Origin of the sequence: Rossellomorea sp. LjRoot5 (genome assembly GCF_964253455.1) — a bacterium.
Taxonomy (GTDB): domain Bacteria; phylum Bacillota; class Bacilli; order Bacillales; family Bacillaceae_B; genus Rossellomorea.
The window spans coordinates 2448338-2465587 of record NZ_CAXUQN020000001.1; the positions used below are offsets into that span (position 1 = coordinate 2448338).

Below are 17250 nucleotides of genomic sequence, written 5' to 3' on the forward strand. Positions count from 1 at the left end.
TCAGGCTGTTTTCCTTGATATGATAATAAGAAATGATGGTCTTCGTTCTTCATTTTTCAAACTCGGCATTAGTTTAATCCCTTCCTCCGTGGGCAGAGGCTCATGCATTTTTTCTAACATGAAACCATGACTAATAAGCCCATTAACCAAGGTCGGTATTGTCCTGTGATATTTGATCACTCCGTCTACATACCAATGCTGTTCCCGTTTCCCTTCTTCCCGGTAATGATCAATTGCCCAGTGCAACCGGTCCCCATCTGCATTTTCCCACCAATTTTTCATGTCCTTTCGTGCGGTTACGACAGGGTGCTCAATTGAGTAGATCAACAAACCGCCCGGCTTTAAAAAGGTATGGAGCTTTCGAATCAGAGATTCATAGTCTTCTATATAATGGATCGCCAGTGAGCTTACAATCAAGTCAAAAGGTTCTGTTGGAAATGTTAGGTCTTCAATCGGACTGCAAACGTATTTAATATTTTCGTCTTTATTTTCCTGTAATGCCCTGGTGATCATCTTCTCAGAAATATCCACCCCTACGACAGCTGATGCACCCATTTCAATACAGTATTTCGACAACTCCCCGGTTCCGCATCCAAGATCCATTACCCTTTCCCCCTTCAGATCTGGAAGTGCATCTCTCATTGCAGGCTGTTCAAGAAAATCATTATAGGTCATTTTGGAATCGCGCAAATTCATATACCCTTCAAAAAATGTAGGATTGTCATAAATATTTTGCTTCATGGTTCTCCTTCTTTCTCTTATTATTCATTGGCTTTCAGATAAATCGGCCAGGCTCAAAGACCCGTTTCATCAGGTCCATATTAAAAACATAGGCGGGCTTGGTACCCAGCACTTCCATTCTTCCACTCTTGAATTTTAGACCGGTCTCTTCACTCAGGGCTATGACAGGCTTACGGTATGCCTGAATAAACTGATGGATCAGTGGGTCATTTCCTTCCTCGTAATGGCACCATATCGATAAATCATTGAGAAAAAACAACCCATCTCTCGTCATCAGCTGAACATTATTTTTATCCATATGGATGCACGTTGCTATATTACTACCCATCACAATCGCACCGGCACTCCCACCGTAGATAATCCCGCCTTCTTCTTTGTAAGCCGATAAATGCACGTGGAAATCCGATTGGAAAATGTGATGCATTAAACTGAACGTGTTTCCACCTCCTATATACACAGCAGAGTATCTCTTAAGGTCATCCAGGGTCCTCCCCCTAAGATCCATCCACATCGTAATGTCATTAACACCAAAAGGTGCAAACACACTCTTAATCCATTCATAACACGCCTCATACGAAATATCACCCGGATCCATAGCCATCGGCAGATATAATAATGATTTCCTACCTGCCAACTCACCTGCAAACTCCCTATCAATAGCCCACGTCTGATCCCTATCGCCACCGCCAGAAAGATACAATGCACCCAATCTAACTACCCCTTCCTACTGGAGGGACGGACCTCCAATTTCTCCCACCCAATTATCATAATTATAGCAATAATCAGGATTTGTTCCATCATCTATCATAATATTGGAGGTCCGTCCCTCTATCAAGTTGAAAAAAGAGAAGCTGCTCATGAGCTTCCCTAATGAGGACTTATTATTGAACGAATACCTTCCCAGTTGAATCAACATAAATCGTTTTGATGAGGGTCCGTTTGAATCTTTTTTTATCTTTTTCAGCGTCTATATCAATGGTTACGTTATAAACGCCTTCGCCCAGTTTCGGTAGTTTCAGTGTACCGTCCTTAAGTTTCAGCTTGCTTTCTTTTAACTTACCATTTTTATAATATTCGATTGTGGTTTCTTTTTGGAGCTTTATCTTACTGTCCTGTTTCTTAAAGCTGATTTCATCCTCATCAACGTTCACCTTCACAGCATCATTCACTGTACTCTCAAATGAAACATTCATAAGATATTTCTCTGAATTTGAAGAGGATGATTGGAGAGTCCACTCGCCAGGAATAGGGTTTGGAATTGTAAGAGTATAATGATAAGCCCCGTTAAAATACTCCCCTTCGTCTTTTTTTACTTTGAAGGAAGAATGTATTGTCTGTTTCGGATCCTGCAGGGTTATACGAGAGGAAGAACAATTACTTATCCAATCAAAGGTGACCGAATCAGCACCTTCTTCAACCAGGACTTTTTCTTGTTTTTTCCCGTTCGTTTCTCCACCTCTGACATACGAGGCTGCGTAAGTATTGAAGGATGTAGATTGCTCACTGCTTTGAATTTGAACCTTTTCACCTGATGAATTGACCGTGCTTTCATTTAAATAATCCCTGAATAAGTTGAAAGTGGAGGATCCTTCTTTGATGGTGAAATGATTCCAGTCACCCACCCTCAGCTCAGTGGCATATGGAAGTCTGGAACTATTGACCGTAACGGCTCCATCATTGCTTCCATACCCCCAAAGATATAATCCGCCCCAATAAAGAGAACTACCAAAGCCCCCCCACTTTGTCCCTCCGAACGTATAGATTGGATTTTTATTTACATTCACATGCTGATCGGTTTCCGACCGGAAGTATGCCATATAACCCGTTTGCAGGGAGTAGGTGGCATCATTCTTACTGCCAAGGATGCCAGCAAGCCAACCCGCCCAGCTGCTATAAGCCAAGTCCGCCAATTGTGAGCCGTGATGAGGTGTAGAAAGGGTAATCACTCTTGATACATAAGGAAAGGCACCATAGTGAACGAGAGCCGATTGGGTATCGATTCCTCCTTTACTATGGGCGACAACCACCACTTTCTCTCCGTAGTAATTGTAAATCTCTCGTATTTTTTGCGCCAGGAGCGCGCCGTTGTCCCACATATTTTTTGTAGGATACAGGTCGATAAAAGCGGTCTCATACCCATTTTGATAGGCAGTGTCGTACATATTGTTATCGTTCCACCATGTATTTGAAGAGCTATTCAAACCGTGAACAAAAAGGATCGGTTGCTTTGAAGGAGCAACATACGAAGGAGTCGTACCTACATACCACTGCCCGGGAACTCCTGAAGGATCTTCATTTCCGAAAGATCCCGCCTGACTCCATGATGGCAGGAATAAAAAGAGCGCCAAAATCGTCATACTAATCTTTTTGAACATAACCTCTCTCCTTTACCGTTGAACTAAACCTGTAAAGTATATCGGCATGAATCAGAAGATATGCCCGGATTGAGCAATATGTGAAGAAAGGTCTAATAAGTGATGAGAGATTAGTAAGAATGACTCAGATTGAATTTCACTATTAAACTAAATTAAATAGTCTAACATTCCACTAATATTAAATTTGTGTAAATCTATGTGTTCTTTCTTTTGTTACCGTAAATCCTATGCTATAGTAGGATCGTCCGATTTCGGTTATCGATATCGTATCTCAATATCAAGTGGAGGTGACTTAAGTGGAGGACAAAGTCTTACGAAAACTATTCCTCGGTTTCATTCAAATACACATTCTTCATCATGCCAAAGAAGAGCCCATTTATGGGACATGGATGCTGGAGGAACTGAGAGAGCATGGATATAGCATCAGCTCTGGCACTCTGTATCCGATCCTGCATTCGATGGAAACCGACGGCCTATTGATAAAAGAAGATAAAAACGTAGACGGGAAAATCAGGAAGTATTATTCCATCACCGATAAAGGAAGTGGAGTTTTGATTGAGGCTCGTCACAAAGCGTTCGAGCTCTTTAGAGAAATTAAAGATTGATAAGAAGGTGAATAATAATGAAAACAGCAATGAATCTTAAAACACTTTTGGAAATTCTTATTATTTCAACCAGACTTGGCTTCACCTCATTTGGCGGGCCGGTTGCCCATCTTGGTTATTTCCATGAAGAATATGTTCGCAGAAGGAAATGGATGGATGAAAAAAGTTATGCCGATCTCGTGGCCCTTTGTCAGTTCCTGCCTGGACCGGCAAGCAGTCAGGTTGGGATGGGGATAGGCATTATGCGTGCCGGAGTGCTTGGGGGTATTGTTTCTTTTCTCGGATTTACTATGCCTTCGGTCGTTGCATTAGTTCTCTTTGCACTCGTCCTTCAGGGTATGGGGGTGACGGATGCTGGGTGGATACATGGATTGAAAATCGTTGCAGTTGCAGTGGTAGGTCATGCGATCTTAGGAATGGCACAAAAGTTGACGCCGGATTTAAAGAGAAAAGCCATTGCGCTATTCGCTCTGGTTGTCATTTTGATGTGGCAGACCGCCATCTCCCAAGTTGCAGTGATCCTTCTGTCTGCTCTAATCGGCTTCCTACTGTATAAACATTCTGCTTCAGATCAGGAAGCAAGTGTGAAAATTCCGATTTCCCGCAGATTAGCGGTGATTTGCTTATTGATATTCTTTGGATTATTAATTCTTCTGCCGATTGTCCGGGAAGCAACCACATTGGAATGGGTGGCTCTCTTTGATAGCTTCTACAGATCAGGGTCACTGGTCTTTGGTGGGGGGCATGTTGTCTTACCGTTGTTGGAACGTGAATTTGTTCCGACAGGTTGGTTAACCGAAGAACAGTTTCTAGCAGGGTATGGTGCAGCACAGGCAGTTCCGGGTCCCCTTTTCACCTTTGCAGCTTATATTGGAGCGGTAATAAACGGATGGAAAGGTGGGATGCTTGCGACGGTGGCCATTTTCCTTCCTGCATTCCTGTTGATTACAGGGGCCTTGCCGTTCTGGGATTCCCTTAGGCAGAATCCAAAGATAAAAGGCGCATTGATGGGAGTAAATGCAGCAGTCGTCGGGATTCTGATAGCGGCTTTTTATCACCCGATCTGGACATCATCAATCCTCACACCTGTCGATTTTGCTTTTGCAGCGATTCTGTTCAGTATGCTGGTGTTCTGGAAGCTGCCGCCTTGGATGGTAGTAATTGCAGGGGCACTTGGTGGTCTTGTAATTAGGATGATGTAGTAGAATACAGAAATTAGCCAGGCGATCATCGCCTGGCTAATTTATAATTATTACCATCTTATGTCTTTAAAATGTAAGAGAAAACTTACCTTCTTATAAACCGGTACGCCAGATAAGCAATATACAATGGCGTTGCAATGTAAATTAAATAAGGAAATTCTTCATATGTCCCTTTAAAGATTACATACAATAATGCCCCGATAAAGATCGTCACAATCGTCCCATATTTAGGTAACGGAACTTCTTTCAGACTCGGTATTCTGATCCTGCTGACCATCAGAAAGCACATCGCTGTAAAAATGACCGTTGTCACGATATTCGGAATCCAGTTACCGAACAATGTTAGAATGGCCAGGATCCCGCCCGCAGCCGTTATAGGGACGCCGACAAAATAGTGAAGAGATGATTTCGGCGGACTTGTGTTGAATCGCGCAAGACGGTACGCACCGAATAAAGGGAATAACCCAGTCACGATGAACCCTAATAATCCGAATTGAAAAAAGTATGTATAATACACAAGAAATGATGGTGCGACCCCGAATGTCACGATATCGGCCAATGAATCCAATTCCTTCCCCAGAACACTGTCTGCATTGAGCATTCTCGCAAGTCTACCATCCATACTATCGAGCATCATGCCAATAATGATTAAAACTGCTGCATTTTTAAATTGCCCGCTTGCTGCAAACCCGATGGATAAGAATCCGCAATATAAATTCCCCAAGGTTACCATATTGGGGATTTTTTTCGTTAGTTTCATTTTTAGTCCTCGCTCCGCCAAATATTCTATTAGTATTAGAATACCATTTTATTCATCTTCATAAAGCTGTGTCATAAAAAAAGTTCAATTATTCCTATAAAAAAGTCCATTTTCAATTTACAAACCTCAAAATTAGACATACTATAAACAAGGATGATACTAACACAAATTGAACGGAATAACATTCTAATAATATATGGTGATGATCAAGTGATTAGAAAAAAACTAAGAGAATTAAAGTGCCTGACTTTAAAACTATTGCGGCTTAAAGATAATGCTCATAGCATCGCATTAGGATTCACGGTTGGCTTATTGATTAATTTCGTGCCATCCTTCGGAATCGGTCCTGTCCTTTCTACAGCCAGTGCAAAGATATTCAAAGGAAACCCTTTCGCCGGTTTAGTTGGCGGGGTCTCTTTAATCTGGGCTTTCCCTTTCTTCTTTTACTTAAATCTTGTCGTAGGACATCTTTTCTTTCCACTTGATTCCTCGGGTGATGCAGTAGGGGTCGGATTGCAAATAGGAAAAGCTTTCTTTACAGGAATGATGATCAACATCCCATTATGCGGGATTCTAACCTATGCCATCATGAATTCTGCCGTTAAAAAATACCGAGGGTCATTGCTGACATTTGTTCAAAGAAAGTGGAACGTATAACCCTCCCACTTTTTGTTGATTTACTGGTCATCTCCACTCTATTACTTTCAAATTTTTGAAACTCTTTCTTGGATTCATTCGTATATACTTTTATAATGACTGCTTACTTATGATTACCACATTTTATACTATTTCATCTCGCACTTTGTTATAATTTAACTATTACAAGTCCAGCATAAAATGAGAAAGAGGAGGATTGAAATGACTGGAACCATAGCTGTAATCATGATTTTTTCCATACCCATTCTTGGTATTATTACAGACCATTTCCAAAAACAATCCAAGTTGAAACAAAAAATGATAGAAGATGAACTCGAACTTGAAAAACTCAAACATGAAAATTTCGTCATAGAAACCCAAAAAATGCGGCTTGAATTAGAAAAAATGAACCTCGAAGATCCCAAGGGGAAAACGCATACGATTTGAAGATATGTAGTGAAAGAGCCGGTCACATAGTGGCTGGCTCTTTTCCATGATTATGTTAAATATTCCTCCGCAAGGGATGGGTTGAGATACCTTGCCATTCCCGTCTTCAAACTTTTCATACCGTGTTTTCTATAGAAATCTTCATTGCCTGTAGTGGAGATCAATATGACACAAGATACATCCGCCAATTGCTCCAATAAATCCTTCATTATAAGAGTTGCAATCCCCTTGCGTTGATAACTACGATGAACGACCACATCATAGATCGTCGCATTGAAGACACCATCCGTCAGGGCTCTACCCACTCCGACAATACGACCTTCTAAAACTGCCAAAGAAACGATATCACTTCTGAGAAATATTTTGGATATCACCTCATTTGTATGCTTAAGCCACCCTACTGAACGGTATACATCTTTCATTTCATTCAGCCTATCCGGTTCAAATCGGTTCAGAATCCTGACGTTCACCGTTTCCCCTCCTTACTTTCTGTTATGAATGTCATATTTCATTTTCAAAAATTCATCGCTGCTGCCATTTGTTTGTAGGGTGAATGTTCCATTGGCTTTGAAGCCCACCTTCTTATAGAAATTTTGTCTCTTCTTGATTAATCAACGTTCCCTGTTTCTGTCCAGAGCAAATTTTTTTCATGATTCCTTCCTGATTAAAGTTAAAGATATGAACAGGTAGTTTATAATCACGAGCTAGTAGGAGCGCTGACTGATCCATGACTTTGATATTGTTTAAAACCACATCATCATAGTTTAAATTCTGATACATCTTCGCCTTTTTATCTCGTTTGGGATCAGAAGTGAATACACCGTTGACTCCTTGTTTTGCTACAAGGATAGCATCACTGTTTGTTTCAATCGCACGTTGGACACTGGGATAGTCTGTAGTGACGAAAGGCTGCCCATTGCCCCCTCCGAAAATGACAATATACCCTTTGTCCAGATGATGGACTGCCCGGAGGCGGATATAAGGTTCAGCAACTGTCGAGACAGGGATTGACGTCATAACCCTTACTTCTTTGTCCGTTTTACTTTTTAATACACCTCTCAGCATCAAGCTGTTGATGATCGTTCCAAGCGTTCCGATACTATCGGCTTCCACCCTTTCAATTCCCCAGATATCTGCTAAACTCCCCCGAAAGATATTCCCTCCCCCCACTACTATTGAGACTTCGATACCCATTTCTACAATGGATAAGATTTCGCTCGCAATATGCTCAAGCTCTGCTGTTCCAAAATTATTGCCTTCGTTATCTGCCAAAGCTCCACCACTTAATTTTATTAATACTCTTTTATATCCCAAATTGATTCCTCCATGACATGAAAAAAGCCAAAAAGTAAGTGCATACTTTTTAGCTCTTGTATAGGAAAGAAGAAATAAAGCGATATTCCAGATTAAATGTGCCCATTTCTTCTCCCCCTTCAGTATATTCAGAATTTTCCTTCTGTTAGTTTATAAAAAAAACAGGAAATGGTCAAGTGAATATTGAATATTTTTCCACCATCCCCCAGCAACCAAAAGGAATCCATATGGTTACCGCATCTCCTCTTTCAATTTTTGAATAACCTCACTCACTTGAAGTACTCCCACGTTACCCTCCTTCCTTTTTCTGAGTGACACCGATTGTTGCTGGATTTCTTTATCGCCTACGACCATCATATAAGGAACTTTTTGTATCTCGGCATCCCTGATCTTCAACCCCGTTTTCTGAACTCGATCGTCCAGTTCCACCCTGAATCCTTCTCTTTCCAGGTGGGACTTTACTTCTTGGGCATAAGGGATATGAGCTTCAGAAATAGGAAGGATTTTCACTTGATGGGGAGCTAACCAAAGGGGGAAATCTCCTCCGAAATGTTCAATGATAATGGCCATGAACCGTTCGATCGACCCGTAAATGGCTCGATGGATCATGATCGGTCTCTCTACCCGGTTATCCTCACCAAAGTATTGACACTGGAATTTTTCAGGCATTTGAAAATCAAGTTGAACCGTTCCACACTGCCAGCTTCTACCCAGACAATCCAGAATGTGAAAGTCGATTTTCGGTCCGTAGAATGCTCCATCTCCATGATTGATATGATAATCGACCCCCCTGTCCTCTAATACACGTTCAAGATCCCCTTCCGCTTGATTCCATAGGTCAACAGATCCCATATAATCTTCCGGGCGAGTTGAAAGCTCCACTTTGTATTCGAAACCGAATTTCCCATAGAAACGATCAATGAGATCGAGAACTTTATGGAGCTCTGCACGAATCTGATCTTCCCTTACAAATAGATGTGCATCATCTTGAGTGAATGAACGGACTCTCAATAATCCGCTTAACGATCCTGAAAGCTCATGACGATGGACCAATCCAAGCTCCCCATATCGGATAGGTAATTCCCGGTAGCTTCTCCGTTTACTTTTATAAATCAGGACAGCTCCAGGACAGCTCATCGGCTTAATAGCATATTTCTGATCGTCCACCTCTGAGAAATACATGTTTTCATGATAATGATCCCAGTGACCTGACTTCTCCCATAATTCCTGTTTCATCATGATTGGTGTCCTGATTTCCTGATAGCCTGCCTTCAGGTGCTCTTTTTTCCAAAATTCCTCCAGCTCATTCCGCAAGAGCATCCCCTTGGGTAAAAAAAACGGCATCCCTGGTGCATCTTCCATGGAGATAAACAATTCCAGCTCTTGACCCAGTTTCCTATGATTTCTCTTTTCTACCTCTGATTGAATAGACATGTCTTTTCCTCCTTAAAAATTTGGTATATAAAAAACCGCACCCATCCCTAACCAAGGGACGAATGCGGTCGTGGTACCACCCTAATTCCGAAGGACAAAAATTCACTGGTCCCTCGCTCAAGTAAGATAACGGTTTTCCCGATTGTGGATACTGTCATTTCTCCACAATAGCTCCAAGGTGGTAAATCATTTCTCTTTCTTCAGGGCTTGCAGCCTGATGACCCTGTTCTCTGGTAAGAAAGTGGAAATGATCCGTGTCCTCTTCATAGCGCACAGCTTATTTAAAATAAAAAACCGCACTCATCCCTAACCAAGGGACGAGTGCGGTCGTGGTTCCACCCTAATTTCGAAGTGTACAATAAAACGCTTCGCTTAAGTAAGATAACGGTTTTCCCGATTATGGATACTGACCTTCTCCATAATAGCTCCGAGGTGGTAAGACATTCAATTCTCTTCGAGGGCTCTCAGCCGGTGACCCTGTTCTCTGATCAAGAAAATAGTGAATGAATCATGTCCTCTTCTTTGCTTTCATATAGTATATTCTCATTCTGAAAAAGTGTTATTGAAATTATATGGGAGTATTTTCTACCTGTCAAGTGTATATTATACAAAAATAAGTAAAATAATGCCCACCAGAATAAGGCGGTAAATAGCAAATGGGATTAACTTGACTTTATTGATCACTTTTAAGAAAAAGCGGATCGATAAATAAGCAAACAGGAATGCGCTGATGAATCCAACAAGTAAAAAAGGCATGAACTCAGCATTAAAATACATCCAGTTTTTCATCAGGGACAGTGCGCTTGCACCCAGCATGATCGGTACAGCCATAATAAAGGTGAAATCAGACGCAGCACGGTAGCTTAAGCCAAGTAATACACCACCTGATATGGTAGAACCAGACCTTGAGAAGCCCGGCCATAATGATAGACATTGTATCAGACCAATCATCAACGCTTTCTTGTGGGTGATCCCATCAACAGTTTCCACCGTCTGTACCTTTGGCCGGAACACATCGGCAGCAATCATAAGGAACGCACCTATGGCTAACCCTGCAAGGACTGTATTTAGTGAAAAGAGATGTTCATCGATATAGTCTTCGAATAGTAACCCAAGGATTACGGCCGGAAGCAACCCAACCAATATATGTGATAGTTTTAATGTTGATGATCTTTCTTCTTTACGGGAATTCATTCCTAATAAATCCTTGAATCTGTCCCGGAACACTATGACTACCGCAAGAATGGATCCAAGTTGAATGACTACTTTAAACGTATTGGCAGGATACTTCCCTAACACTTCTTTCGATTTGATCCATAGATCGTCCACCACGATCATATGGCCGGTAGAGGATACTGGAGCAAACTCCGTCAAGCCTTCTACCATACCGAGAATAAATGCTTTAATCAGTATTACGAATTCCATGGTTATGTTCTCCTCTATTGAAGATGATAATTTTTGTGCTGACTCGTTAAACGGATGTTCCTCTTTGAATGTTCGGTATCTAAAGAAAAAACGAGTCCTTTCTTCATCTCAATCTAGATAATAGTACTACAAGTACATGCGGACGACAATAAGTATATGTTCATAACCAAATACAGAAAGCCTATTAAGTGTTGGGACACATTCTGCTTGGTGGGACTTCACACATAAAAAAAGCAAAACCGGGAGTTATGCCGATTCTGCGCATTAAAATGTAGTATTTATATCGTTGGGCTCAATGGATGTCTTTTTTCTTAAACCTTCCTCCTCTTACCTCTGCGATATCAGCTATCGCCAGAAACGCGGAGGGATCATGCTCAGCTACGATGTCTTTCAACTTTGCCTCCTCAAGTCGTGTGATGACACAGAATATGACCTTTTTGTCATCTCCTGAAAAGGCGCCTTCTCCCTTTAAGTAAGTGACACCCCTGCCTAACCGATGAAGGAGGGCGTCTCCAATCTCTCCGTAATACTCACTGATGATCCATACGGATTTAGATTCATCAAGACCCTTTATCGTAATATCAATGAGCTTAAAAGCAACATAATAAGCGAGTAGAGAATACATGGCCCTATCCCAGCTGAAGACAAAGCCTGCACTGGCTAAAATGAATAGATTCACAAACATGATGATTTCCCCTACAGAGAAAGGGAGCCTTTTACTTGATAAAATGGCAAGGATTTCAGTTCCGTCCAGGGAACCTCCGTATCTGATGACCATGCCGACCCCTATACCGAGCACGATGCCTCCAAATAAGGATGCCAACAGAATATCTTGTGTAAATGCTGCGACAGGATGTAGAAAAGTTGTAGAAATCGAAAGAATGATAATGCCATAAAGCGTCGAAAATGCGAAGGTTTTACCGATTTGTTTATAACCAATGAAGAAAAAGGGGATGTTTAAGATAAAGATAAAAAGTCCCAGCTTAATGCCTGTTATGTGTGAGAGCATAATGGAAACGCCGACAATCCCTCCATCGATGACCTGATTGGGGACAAGGAAAATCTCAAGACCGATAGCCATGATAACAGCTCCTATAGTAATCAGGAACGCCCTCTTCACCACTTCTTTCAATGGGATTTTCTTATGCATGATCTTCACCTGCTGCCGTTGATGCAAGACCTGTCCTTCGATCATCTTCATTCCTCCTATTCCGTACTCAAACGCAACGGCCGAACTATTCTATGCACTTGGCAACACCAAACTATGTATCATACCCTTATCATCCAATTCCCGAAAATAAGGCCTGTATATCTTATATATTCTATTCTCCCTGCTAAATTACCTGCTTATAGAGAGGGACGGACCTTGGAACAAGTCACATTTTTGATCTCAAACTTACTTGTAACATGCTTCACCACTACATTTTATTAAAATGATTGGTTAAAAATGCAAGCAATTCAGAGGTCCGTCCCTGAAATTTGACTAAAAAGAGGAAATGAAGTATTTTTAATATTTGTATGTTCATGTGTTATCAGACAGGGAGCCTTTCGTGGCCCTTTAGTCAAATAGTGTTGGGGGCTTTTCTTTGATTACATTAATCAAAACTCTACTGGTCAATATTACGATATTATTTTCTTTTACTTATAATGCAAATGTCTTATTTCCATTCAAAGAAAAACAGGATTCTATTTTCAAACATAAAATCACGTATGGGTTGGTTGGATCATTTGGGGCACTTTTGTGCATGTTGTATCCCATCGAAACGCTTGGAGCCACCCATTTTGATTTACGAATGATTGCGATCCTGATTTCAACTATATATGCAGGATTATTATCAGGTTCTATCGTGCTCGGCTGTGTCATCATATTCCGTTATTTAATCGGAGGTCCGTACGTTGCAGTGGGTATCGCCGTTTCAGTATTGGCTCTTGTGATGGGAATGATCTTCCGTAAGATGCTATTAAAGACTCAATACAAATTTTTAGGAAGCACACTTATCTTTCTAATCCACTCAACTTTCTACATTACGATTATTAATGTATATATTCCAATTCTACATTTGCTTCTCGGATAACGGAAAGGGAATGACCGGAGATGAGTTAAAGAAGATTGGCTTACCCTTTTATACAACGAAAACCAAAGGGACAGGATTGGGAAGTATGGTGACAAATAAACTTATTCGTGAAATGGGCGGGATGATTGAATATGAAAGTGAATTGAACAAAGGAACTGTTGTAATAATCAAACTTCCGCTTCTTCCTTAATATGAATCTTTGAAAAGAGCTTGGGAGCCCAAGCTCTTTACTTATGGTGTTTTCCCCCCTTCCCTCGAAAACTGTGATAAACTGATTTTATCAGCATTTTCCAATTTTTTTGAAAGAAGGAATCGAACAATGAACAAAAGATTGGCGTTTCTTTTTGTTATGGCAGTAATCGTTGCACTAAGTATTGTTACGATTCTCAACAGACCGACGGAAAAAGATTTTGAAAAGTGGCTCCAGGAAGAGTATATGATCGATTGCAATGAAGATTGTTCCATCATCGAATTGAATAGTGATAGTGGAGATATTACCGAGAGGATTAAGTATACTGATGTAAGAGGTGCCTATTCCCCGGGACTATTCACTTTACGTATAAGCAAACAGTATAAGAGACTCGATGATCCTTTGCACATCATACATATCGACGTGATTGGTTTCAATGGTAGATTTTATCCCCTTCATACTGACGGTGAACTATAAAGGATCGCGGATTTTTGTTTACATAATAAAATTATGGTCATTACATATTGTTTCATATTAAGAAACCCCCGGCGCTCACCTAAGCCGGGGGTTTCAATTGCTTTTCTATTCCAGGAATCTCAATAAATCTCCATACAAGATGTCATCTGACATCCTCAGCTCTTTTCTAACCGTTTCCTTAAATGGATCGCAGAGGGAATCATTGACAGACTCCTCGCTCTTTTTATTGTAGCAAACATTATCCTGGAAAATGTACTCATCTGTAATGAAATCCCCATCACGAAAAATAACGGGATGATTTTCATTTCGTGTGAATAGGCTATGACCAAATGAGAGAGCATTCTTTGTGTCTATCCCCAATAAATGCAGGATTGTTGCCCGGATATCAATCTCTCCTCCAATGGTGTCGATCGTCCTTGCCTCTTCTCCTGGAACATGGATGATCACGGGAACCTGTTGAAGCTTGGCATGATTGACTGGAGTATCCTTCTGACCCAATAGCTCAAATACACCCGGTTCGTATTTCTCGGAAATCCCATAATGATCACCATAAAGGACCACAACCGTATTCTTATACATCCCATTTGCTTTAAGCTTTTCAAACAATGTCTTTATTGCTTCATCCTCGTAACGAACCGTTGTGACATAGCGGTTTACTACATCTTCACTCGTAGAAGCTGTATCAATGAATTGATCATCTTTTTCCAATAGAAAAGGGAAATGATTCGTCAGCGTTATGATACGGGTATAAAAAGGCTGTGGGATCTTCTCAAGATGTGAACTTGTCTGTTGGAAAAAAGGAATGTCCTTTATCCCATAATTGATTGAATTATCTTCTGTGACCGTATAGTCCCTTTTTGAAAAATAGCGATCGTACCCCAGGGACTCATACATCATTTCACGGTTCCAAAATGTCCGCTCATTTCCATGAAAAACAGCTGCATAGTAATCTTTCTTCCTTTTCAGCATATGTGGAAGGCTGGCGTAGGTATTATCCGGTTTTCTCACAAAAGCTGACCCGCTTGATAATGGGTATAACCCGGTATCAATCATAAACTCGGCATCCGACGTTTTCCCTTGTGCCGTCTGGTCGTAAATATTATTGAAATAAAAACTGTCCTTAATAAGGGAATTCAAAAAGGGTGTGATTTCTTCTCCATTCACTTTTGCATTGATAACGAAGTTCTGGGTGGATTCCATGCTGACTAAGATCAGGTTTTTCCCCTCAGCAACCCCAAATAAGTCAGAAGGGTCTTGCTTGGTTGATTGAGTATACTGCATGGATGCCTTGGTGTCAGATTTGCTAGCAAGTAGATGGGAAAAAGGGTTCGTTGCGGCAATCCCGATGTCATACATATGATAATTATATGGCCCAACGGATTTCACCATTTGTTCCCTATCATAGGACTCGGCAAATAAATAGGGGGATTTCATTAATCCCATTCCAATGGTAAGCACCAATAATGAGAGACTAATTACGATATAGGTCAATTTCCATCTGCGAGGCAAGATGTTAGAAGCCGCCCTGCCCTTCTTCAACAGCCATCCTGCAATAATGATATCAACCAATAAAAGGAGATCCCACGGGCTCATGAGTTCGAACGTGCTGGGTCCGATGCCCCCCACATTCTTAAATTGAAAAAGAATGGGAACCGTTACGAAATCCGAATAAAATCGAAAGTAAAGAAGATCGCCATACAGGAGACCTGTTGCAATCCCCATAAAAAGTATGACTAGGATCTTCTTAACCCTTTTAAAGAAAAAAAAGCTGAATCCGATTAATATCATTATGGAACCAACCGGATTTAATACTATGAGCAATAAGTCCAGAAAAGTCTCTATGTGGAGGTTGAACCCTATTAATGAGACCAAAATGGTTTTGACCCAAAGGGAAAGCAGGGCAAACCCTACCAGTTTATTTGTCTTAAATCGCGAAAAGAAATCTTTCATCCTACTCATTTCACTACCTTTGTTCCAATCATTCTGTTATGTTCTTCGATGAGCATTGTCATGCCATTCAAAACCTCTCGTTCTTTGTGTTCCCCCATTAGTGCCACCTGCACCCAATTCCTTTTAATCAAATATTCACTTTCATAGCTTAATAAGATGCCCCTACTTTTGCAGGCATCTCCGAATTGTCTACTACACTGTTCCCTATTTAGTGCAATGGTAATCACGCCGGGAGAATAATCTTCATCCCCTAAGATTTGAAACCCTTCATCGGCCAACATCCGTCTTACATTTTTAGAGATTTTTAAGGTCCCATCATAGTCAATCAACTGGAGGGCTTCTTTTAAAGCGATTAGTAGATTTGATGAGTGAGTATAAGGAACACTTCCATTCAATGCATACATGCCCACATCCAGATATCTAGGAATTGAAGCACTTGGATTGATTATTTCACGATGAAAAACGAGGGCGAGTCCCGGATATGATCCTAGTCCCTTTCCGCTTACTGAGGTGGCGAGAAAAACTTTATTAAAGTCGACTGGTACCGTTCCGACTGAACTGCATGCATCAATGCAAAGTTCTACATTATATTTTTGACAGAGTGAAAGAATTTCTCTTATATTATATAAATAACCTGTTGATGTCTCACAATGAACCGTCCACAGCCACTTTATAGCGGGATCACATTGAAGGACGGTTTCGATTTCTTCCACTGTAATATGTTCATCCCACTCCTTTTCGAGCGTATGAAAGGTTAAATCGAACCGTTTACCATGATCCATCAATCTGTTGCCAAATTCTCCGTTTGAAAGAATCAGACCTTTCCCCTGTATCTTTTTCAACTGAGCTGCCACCATATCATTAGATAAGGTGCCCGTTCCCACTGCCACCTGTACATGATTCGCACCCGTCATATCACATATACTCTCTCTTACAACTTCCATTTCTTGCAGAAAGGGGCTGCTTCTATGAGAAGTTGCGTCCCTTTTAAATGCGGCTTCCACTCTTTTATGACGCGGCACTGGCCCTGGCAGAAAAGACCGGGTGGTCAATGCGCCTGTCTTACGGATCATTAAGCGCTGAAACGCTTTTGTCGAATTCTCGAAGCTCTCACGGGTCAGATACATAGGTTGAAATCTTGCTTCCTCTTCTCCCACAAGTTCAGCAAAGGGGAGAAATCCAATCCGCTTATAAAGTTTAAGCTGACGTACCGTGCCGGAAATCAGCGCCATAGTATATCCCTCTTTCAAACAATGGGACACGAGGCGGTTACATAATTGGTAGAAAACCCTTGTACTTCTATACGCTTCCTTAACTGAAAGGAGCCTGACTTCACAGGGGACTGCTTGATCAGGTAAATACTCATCCAAATTGCTCAGCTTTTGATCTAACGAAAAAGGCCGTTCGGACCTTACGGCAATCATTCCGACGACTTCATCATCGGCTTTTGCTATCACATATGTATTCTCATCGTGAAATTTATCCACCAGCATACAAGTATCATTTTCTTCATGCTGAGGGATTTCTTCCACGAACGTTTGATAATTTAACGAATTTATTTGTTGAAATTCATCTTGTTCGCATGCAATTTTATATTGTAGAGTATCATTATTCATTCT

General features: G+C 41.0%; 18 protein-coding genes and 1 other annotated feature. Of the genes, 7 read left to right on the forward strand and 11 right to left on the reverse strand.

Translation table 11 applies throughout. The features are described 5' to 3' along the window. The 3 genes from ACSQ2E_RS12655 to ACSQ2E_RS12665 form a co-directional block, all read right to left on the reverse strand. Complete coding sequence (locus tag ACSQ2E_RS12655) at window positions 1–741, reverse strand: class I SAM-dependent methyltransferase (protein ID WP_435990990.1); 741 nt, start codon at window positions 739–741, stop codon at window positions 1–3. 34 nt (window positions 742–775) lie between these two features. Next, window positions 776–1450 (reverse strand): Type 1 glutamine amidotransferase-like domain-containing protein, encoded by a 675-nt coding sequence (locus ACSQ2E_RS12660; protein ID WP_435990992.1) that lies wholly within the window; start codon window positions 1448–1450, stop codon window positions 776–778. A gap of 172 nt (window positions 1451–1622) precedes the next feature. Then, window positions 1623–3116 (reverse strand): lipase family alpha/beta hydrolase, encoded by a 1494-nt coding sequence (locus ACSQ2E_RS12665; RefSeq protein WP_435990994.1) that lies wholly within the window; start codon window positions 3114–3116, stop codon window positions 1623–1625. 296 nt (window positions 3117–3412) lie between these two features. On the opposite strand from ACSQ2E_RS12665, the gene ACSQ2E_RS12670 reads away from it, so the two are divergent. Continuing rightward, window positions 3413–3721 carry a PadR family transcriptional regulator gene (locus ACSQ2E_RS12670; RefSeq protein WP_435990996.1) on the forward strand — a complete coding sequence of 103 codons (309 nt, stop codon included), beginning with the start codon at window positions 3413–3415 and terminating at the stop codon, window positions 3719–3721. Window positions 3722–3738: 17 nt separating this feature from the next. Beyond that, on the forward strand, window positions 3739–4923 hold the full coding sequence (locus ACSQ2E_RS12675; protein WP_435990998.1) for a chromate transporter: 1185 nt from the start codon (window positions 3739–3741) through the stop codon (window positions 4921–4923). 85 nt (window positions 4924–5008) lie between these two features. On the opposite strand, the gene pssA is transcribed toward ACSQ2E_RS12675, so the two are convergent. Next, entirely contained in the window at window positions 5009–5683 is a 675-nt protein-coding gene (pssA, locus tag ACSQ2E_RS12680) for a CDP-diacylglycerol--serine O-phosphatidyltransferase (protein ID WP_435991000.1), read from the reverse strand. A gap of 210 nt (window positions 5684–5893) precedes the next feature. Between pssA and ACSQ2E_RS12685 the strand changes: the two genes are divergently transcribed. Both ACSQ2E_RS12685 and ACSQ2E_RS12690 read left to right on the forward strand, forming a co-directional pair. Continuing rightward, a complete protein-coding gene (locus ACSQ2E_RS12685) occupies window positions 5894–6340 on the forward strand; it encodes a DUF2062 domain-containing protein (RefSeq protein ID WP_435991002.1) in 447 nt (148 codons plus the stop codon). A 201-nt stretch (window positions 6341–6541) separates the two neighbouring features. Then, a complete protein-coding gene (locus ACSQ2E_RS12690; protein WP_435991004.1) occupies window positions 6542–6766 on the forward strand; it encodes a hypothetical protein in 225 nt (74 codons plus the stop codon). Window positions 6767–6816: 50 nt separating this feature from the next. On the opposite strand, the gene ACSQ2E_RS12695 is transcribed toward ACSQ2E_RS12690, so the two are convergent. The 5 genes from ACSQ2E_RS12695 to ACSQ2E_RS12715 form a co-directional block, all read right to left on the reverse strand. Continuing rightward, window positions 6817–7236: a GNAT family N-acetyltransferase gene (locus ACSQ2E_RS12695; RefSeq protein ID WP_435991006.1), complete on the reverse strand. Its 420-nt coding sequence runs from the start codon at window positions 7234–7236 to the stop codon at window positions 6817–6819. A gap of 112 nt (window positions 7237–7348) precedes the next feature. After that, a complete protein-coding gene (gene pyrH, locus ACSQ2E_RS12700; protein ID WP_435991008.1) occupies window positions 7349–8080 on the reverse strand; it encodes a UMP kinase in 732 nt (243 codons plus the stop codon). A gap of 231 nt (window positions 8081–8311) precedes the next feature. Then, window positions 8312–9514 carry a threonine--tRNA ligase gene (gene thrS / locus ACSQ2E_RS12705; protein ID WP_435991010.1) on the reverse strand — a complete coding sequence of 401 codons (1203 nt, stop codon included), beginning with the start codon at window positions 9512–9514 and terminating at the stop codon, window positions 8312–8314. Between the two features lie 51 nt (window positions 9515–9565). Next, window positions 9566–9790: a binding site (T-box leader), on the reverse strand. A 327-nt stretch (window positions 9791–10117) separates the two neighbouring features. Further along, window positions 10118–10939 carry an undecaprenyl-diphosphate phosphatase gene (locus tag ACSQ2E_RS12710; protein WP_435991012.1) on the reverse strand — a complete coding sequence of 274 codons (822 nt, stop codon included), beginning with the start codon at window positions 10937–10939 and terminating at the stop codon, window positions 10118–10120. A gap of 292 nt (window positions 10940–11231) precedes the next feature. Then, window positions 11232–12089, reverse strand: a complete 858-nt coding sequence (locus tag ACSQ2E_RS12715) for a YitT family protein (protein ID WP_435994528.1) — start codon at window positions 12087–12089, stop codon at window positions 11232–11234. 436 nt (window positions 12090–12525) lie between these two features. On the opposite strand from ACSQ2E_RS12715, the gene ACSQ2E_RS12720 reads away from it, so the two are divergent. From ACSQ2E_RS12720 to ACSQ2E_RS12730, 3 genes are all read left to right on the forward strand, one after another. Further along, window positions 12526–13014, forward strand: a complete 489-nt coding sequence (locus tag ACSQ2E_RS12720) for a LytS/YhcK type 5TM receptor domain-containing protein (RefSeq protein WP_435991014.1) — start codon at window positions 12526–12528, stop codon at window positions 13012–13014. Between the two features lie 10 nt (window positions 13015–13024). Next, window positions 13025–13204: an ATP-binding protein gene (locus ACSQ2E_RS12725; protein WP_435991016.1), complete on the forward strand. Its 180-nt coding sequence runs from the start codon at window positions 13025–13027 to the stop codon at window positions 13202–13204. 129 nt (window positions 13205–13333) lie between these two features. Continuing rightward, window positions 13334–13681: a hypothetical protein gene (locus ACSQ2E_RS12730; protein ID WP_435991018.1), complete on the forward strand. Its 348-nt coding sequence runs from the start codon at window positions 13334–13336 to the stop codon at window positions 13679–13681. A gap of 105 nt (window positions 13682–13786) precedes the next feature. On the opposite strand, the gene ACSQ2E_RS12735 is transcribed toward ACSQ2E_RS12730, so the two are convergent. Then, complete coding sequence (locus ACSQ2E_RS12735; protein ID WP_435991020.1) at window positions 13787–15640, reverse strand: LTA synthase family protein; 1854 nt, start codon at window positions 15638–15640, stop codon at window positions 13787–13789. Next, window positions 15637–17247 (reverse strand): aminotransferase class V-fold PLP-dependent enzyme, encoded by a 1611-nt coding sequence (locus ACSQ2E_RS12740; protein WP_435991022.1) that lies wholly within the window; start codon window positions 17245–17247, stop codon window positions 15637–15639. The genes ACSQ2E_RS12735 and ACSQ2E_RS12740 overlap by 4 nt, the downstream gene beginning before the upstream one ends. Between the last annotated feature and the right edge of the window lie 3 nt (window positions 17248–17250).

Coding starts and splice junctions, on each gene's coding strand:
- ACSQ2E_RS12655 (WP_435990990.1), bottom strand. CDS start 741: ATGAAGCAAAATATTTATGACAATCCTACATTTTTTGAAGGGTATATG.
- ACSQ2E_RS12665 (WP_435990994.1), bottom strand. CDS start 3,116: ATGTTCAAAAAGATTAGTATGACGATTTTGGCGCTCTTTTTATTCCTG.
- ACSQ2E_RS12675 (WP_435990998.1), top strand. CDS start 3,739: ATGAAAACAGCAATGAATCTTAAAACACTTTTGGAAATTCTTATTATT.
- pssA (WP_435991000.1), bottom strand. CDS start 5,683: ATGAAACTAACGAAAAAAATCCCCAATATGGTAACCTTGGGGAATTTA.
- ACSQ2E_RS12690 (WP_435991004.1), top strand. CDS start 6,542: ATGACTGGAACCATAGCTGTAATCATGATTTTTTCCATACCCATTCTT.
- thrS (WP_435991010.1), bottom strand. CDS start 9,514: ATGTCTATTCAATCAGAGGTAGAAAAGAGAAATCATAGGAAACTGGGT.
- ACSQ2E_RS12710 (WP_435991012.1), bottom strand. CDS start 10,939: ATGGAATTCGTAATACTGATTAAAGCATTTATTCTCGGTATGGTAGAA.
- ACSQ2E_RS12715 (WP_435994528.1), bottom strand. CDS start 12,089: ATGCATAAGAAAATCCCATTGAAAGAAGTGGTGAAGAGGGCGTTCCTG.
- ACSQ2E_RS12725 (WP_435991016.1), top strand. CDS start 13,025: ATGACCGGAGATGAGTTAAAGAAGATTGGCTTACCCTTTTATACAACG.
- ACSQ2E_RS12730 (WP_435991018.1), top strand. CDS start 13,334: ATGAACAAAAGATTGGCGTTTCTTTTTGTTATGGCAGTAATCGTTGCA.
- ACSQ2E_RS12735 (WP_435991020.1), bottom strand. CDS start 15,640: ATGAGTAGGATGAAAGATTTCTTTTCGCGATTTAAGACAAATAAACTG.
- ACSQ2E_RS12740 (WP_435991022.1), bottom strand. CDS start 17,247: ATGAATAATGATACTCTACAATATAAAATTGCATGCGAACAAGATGAA.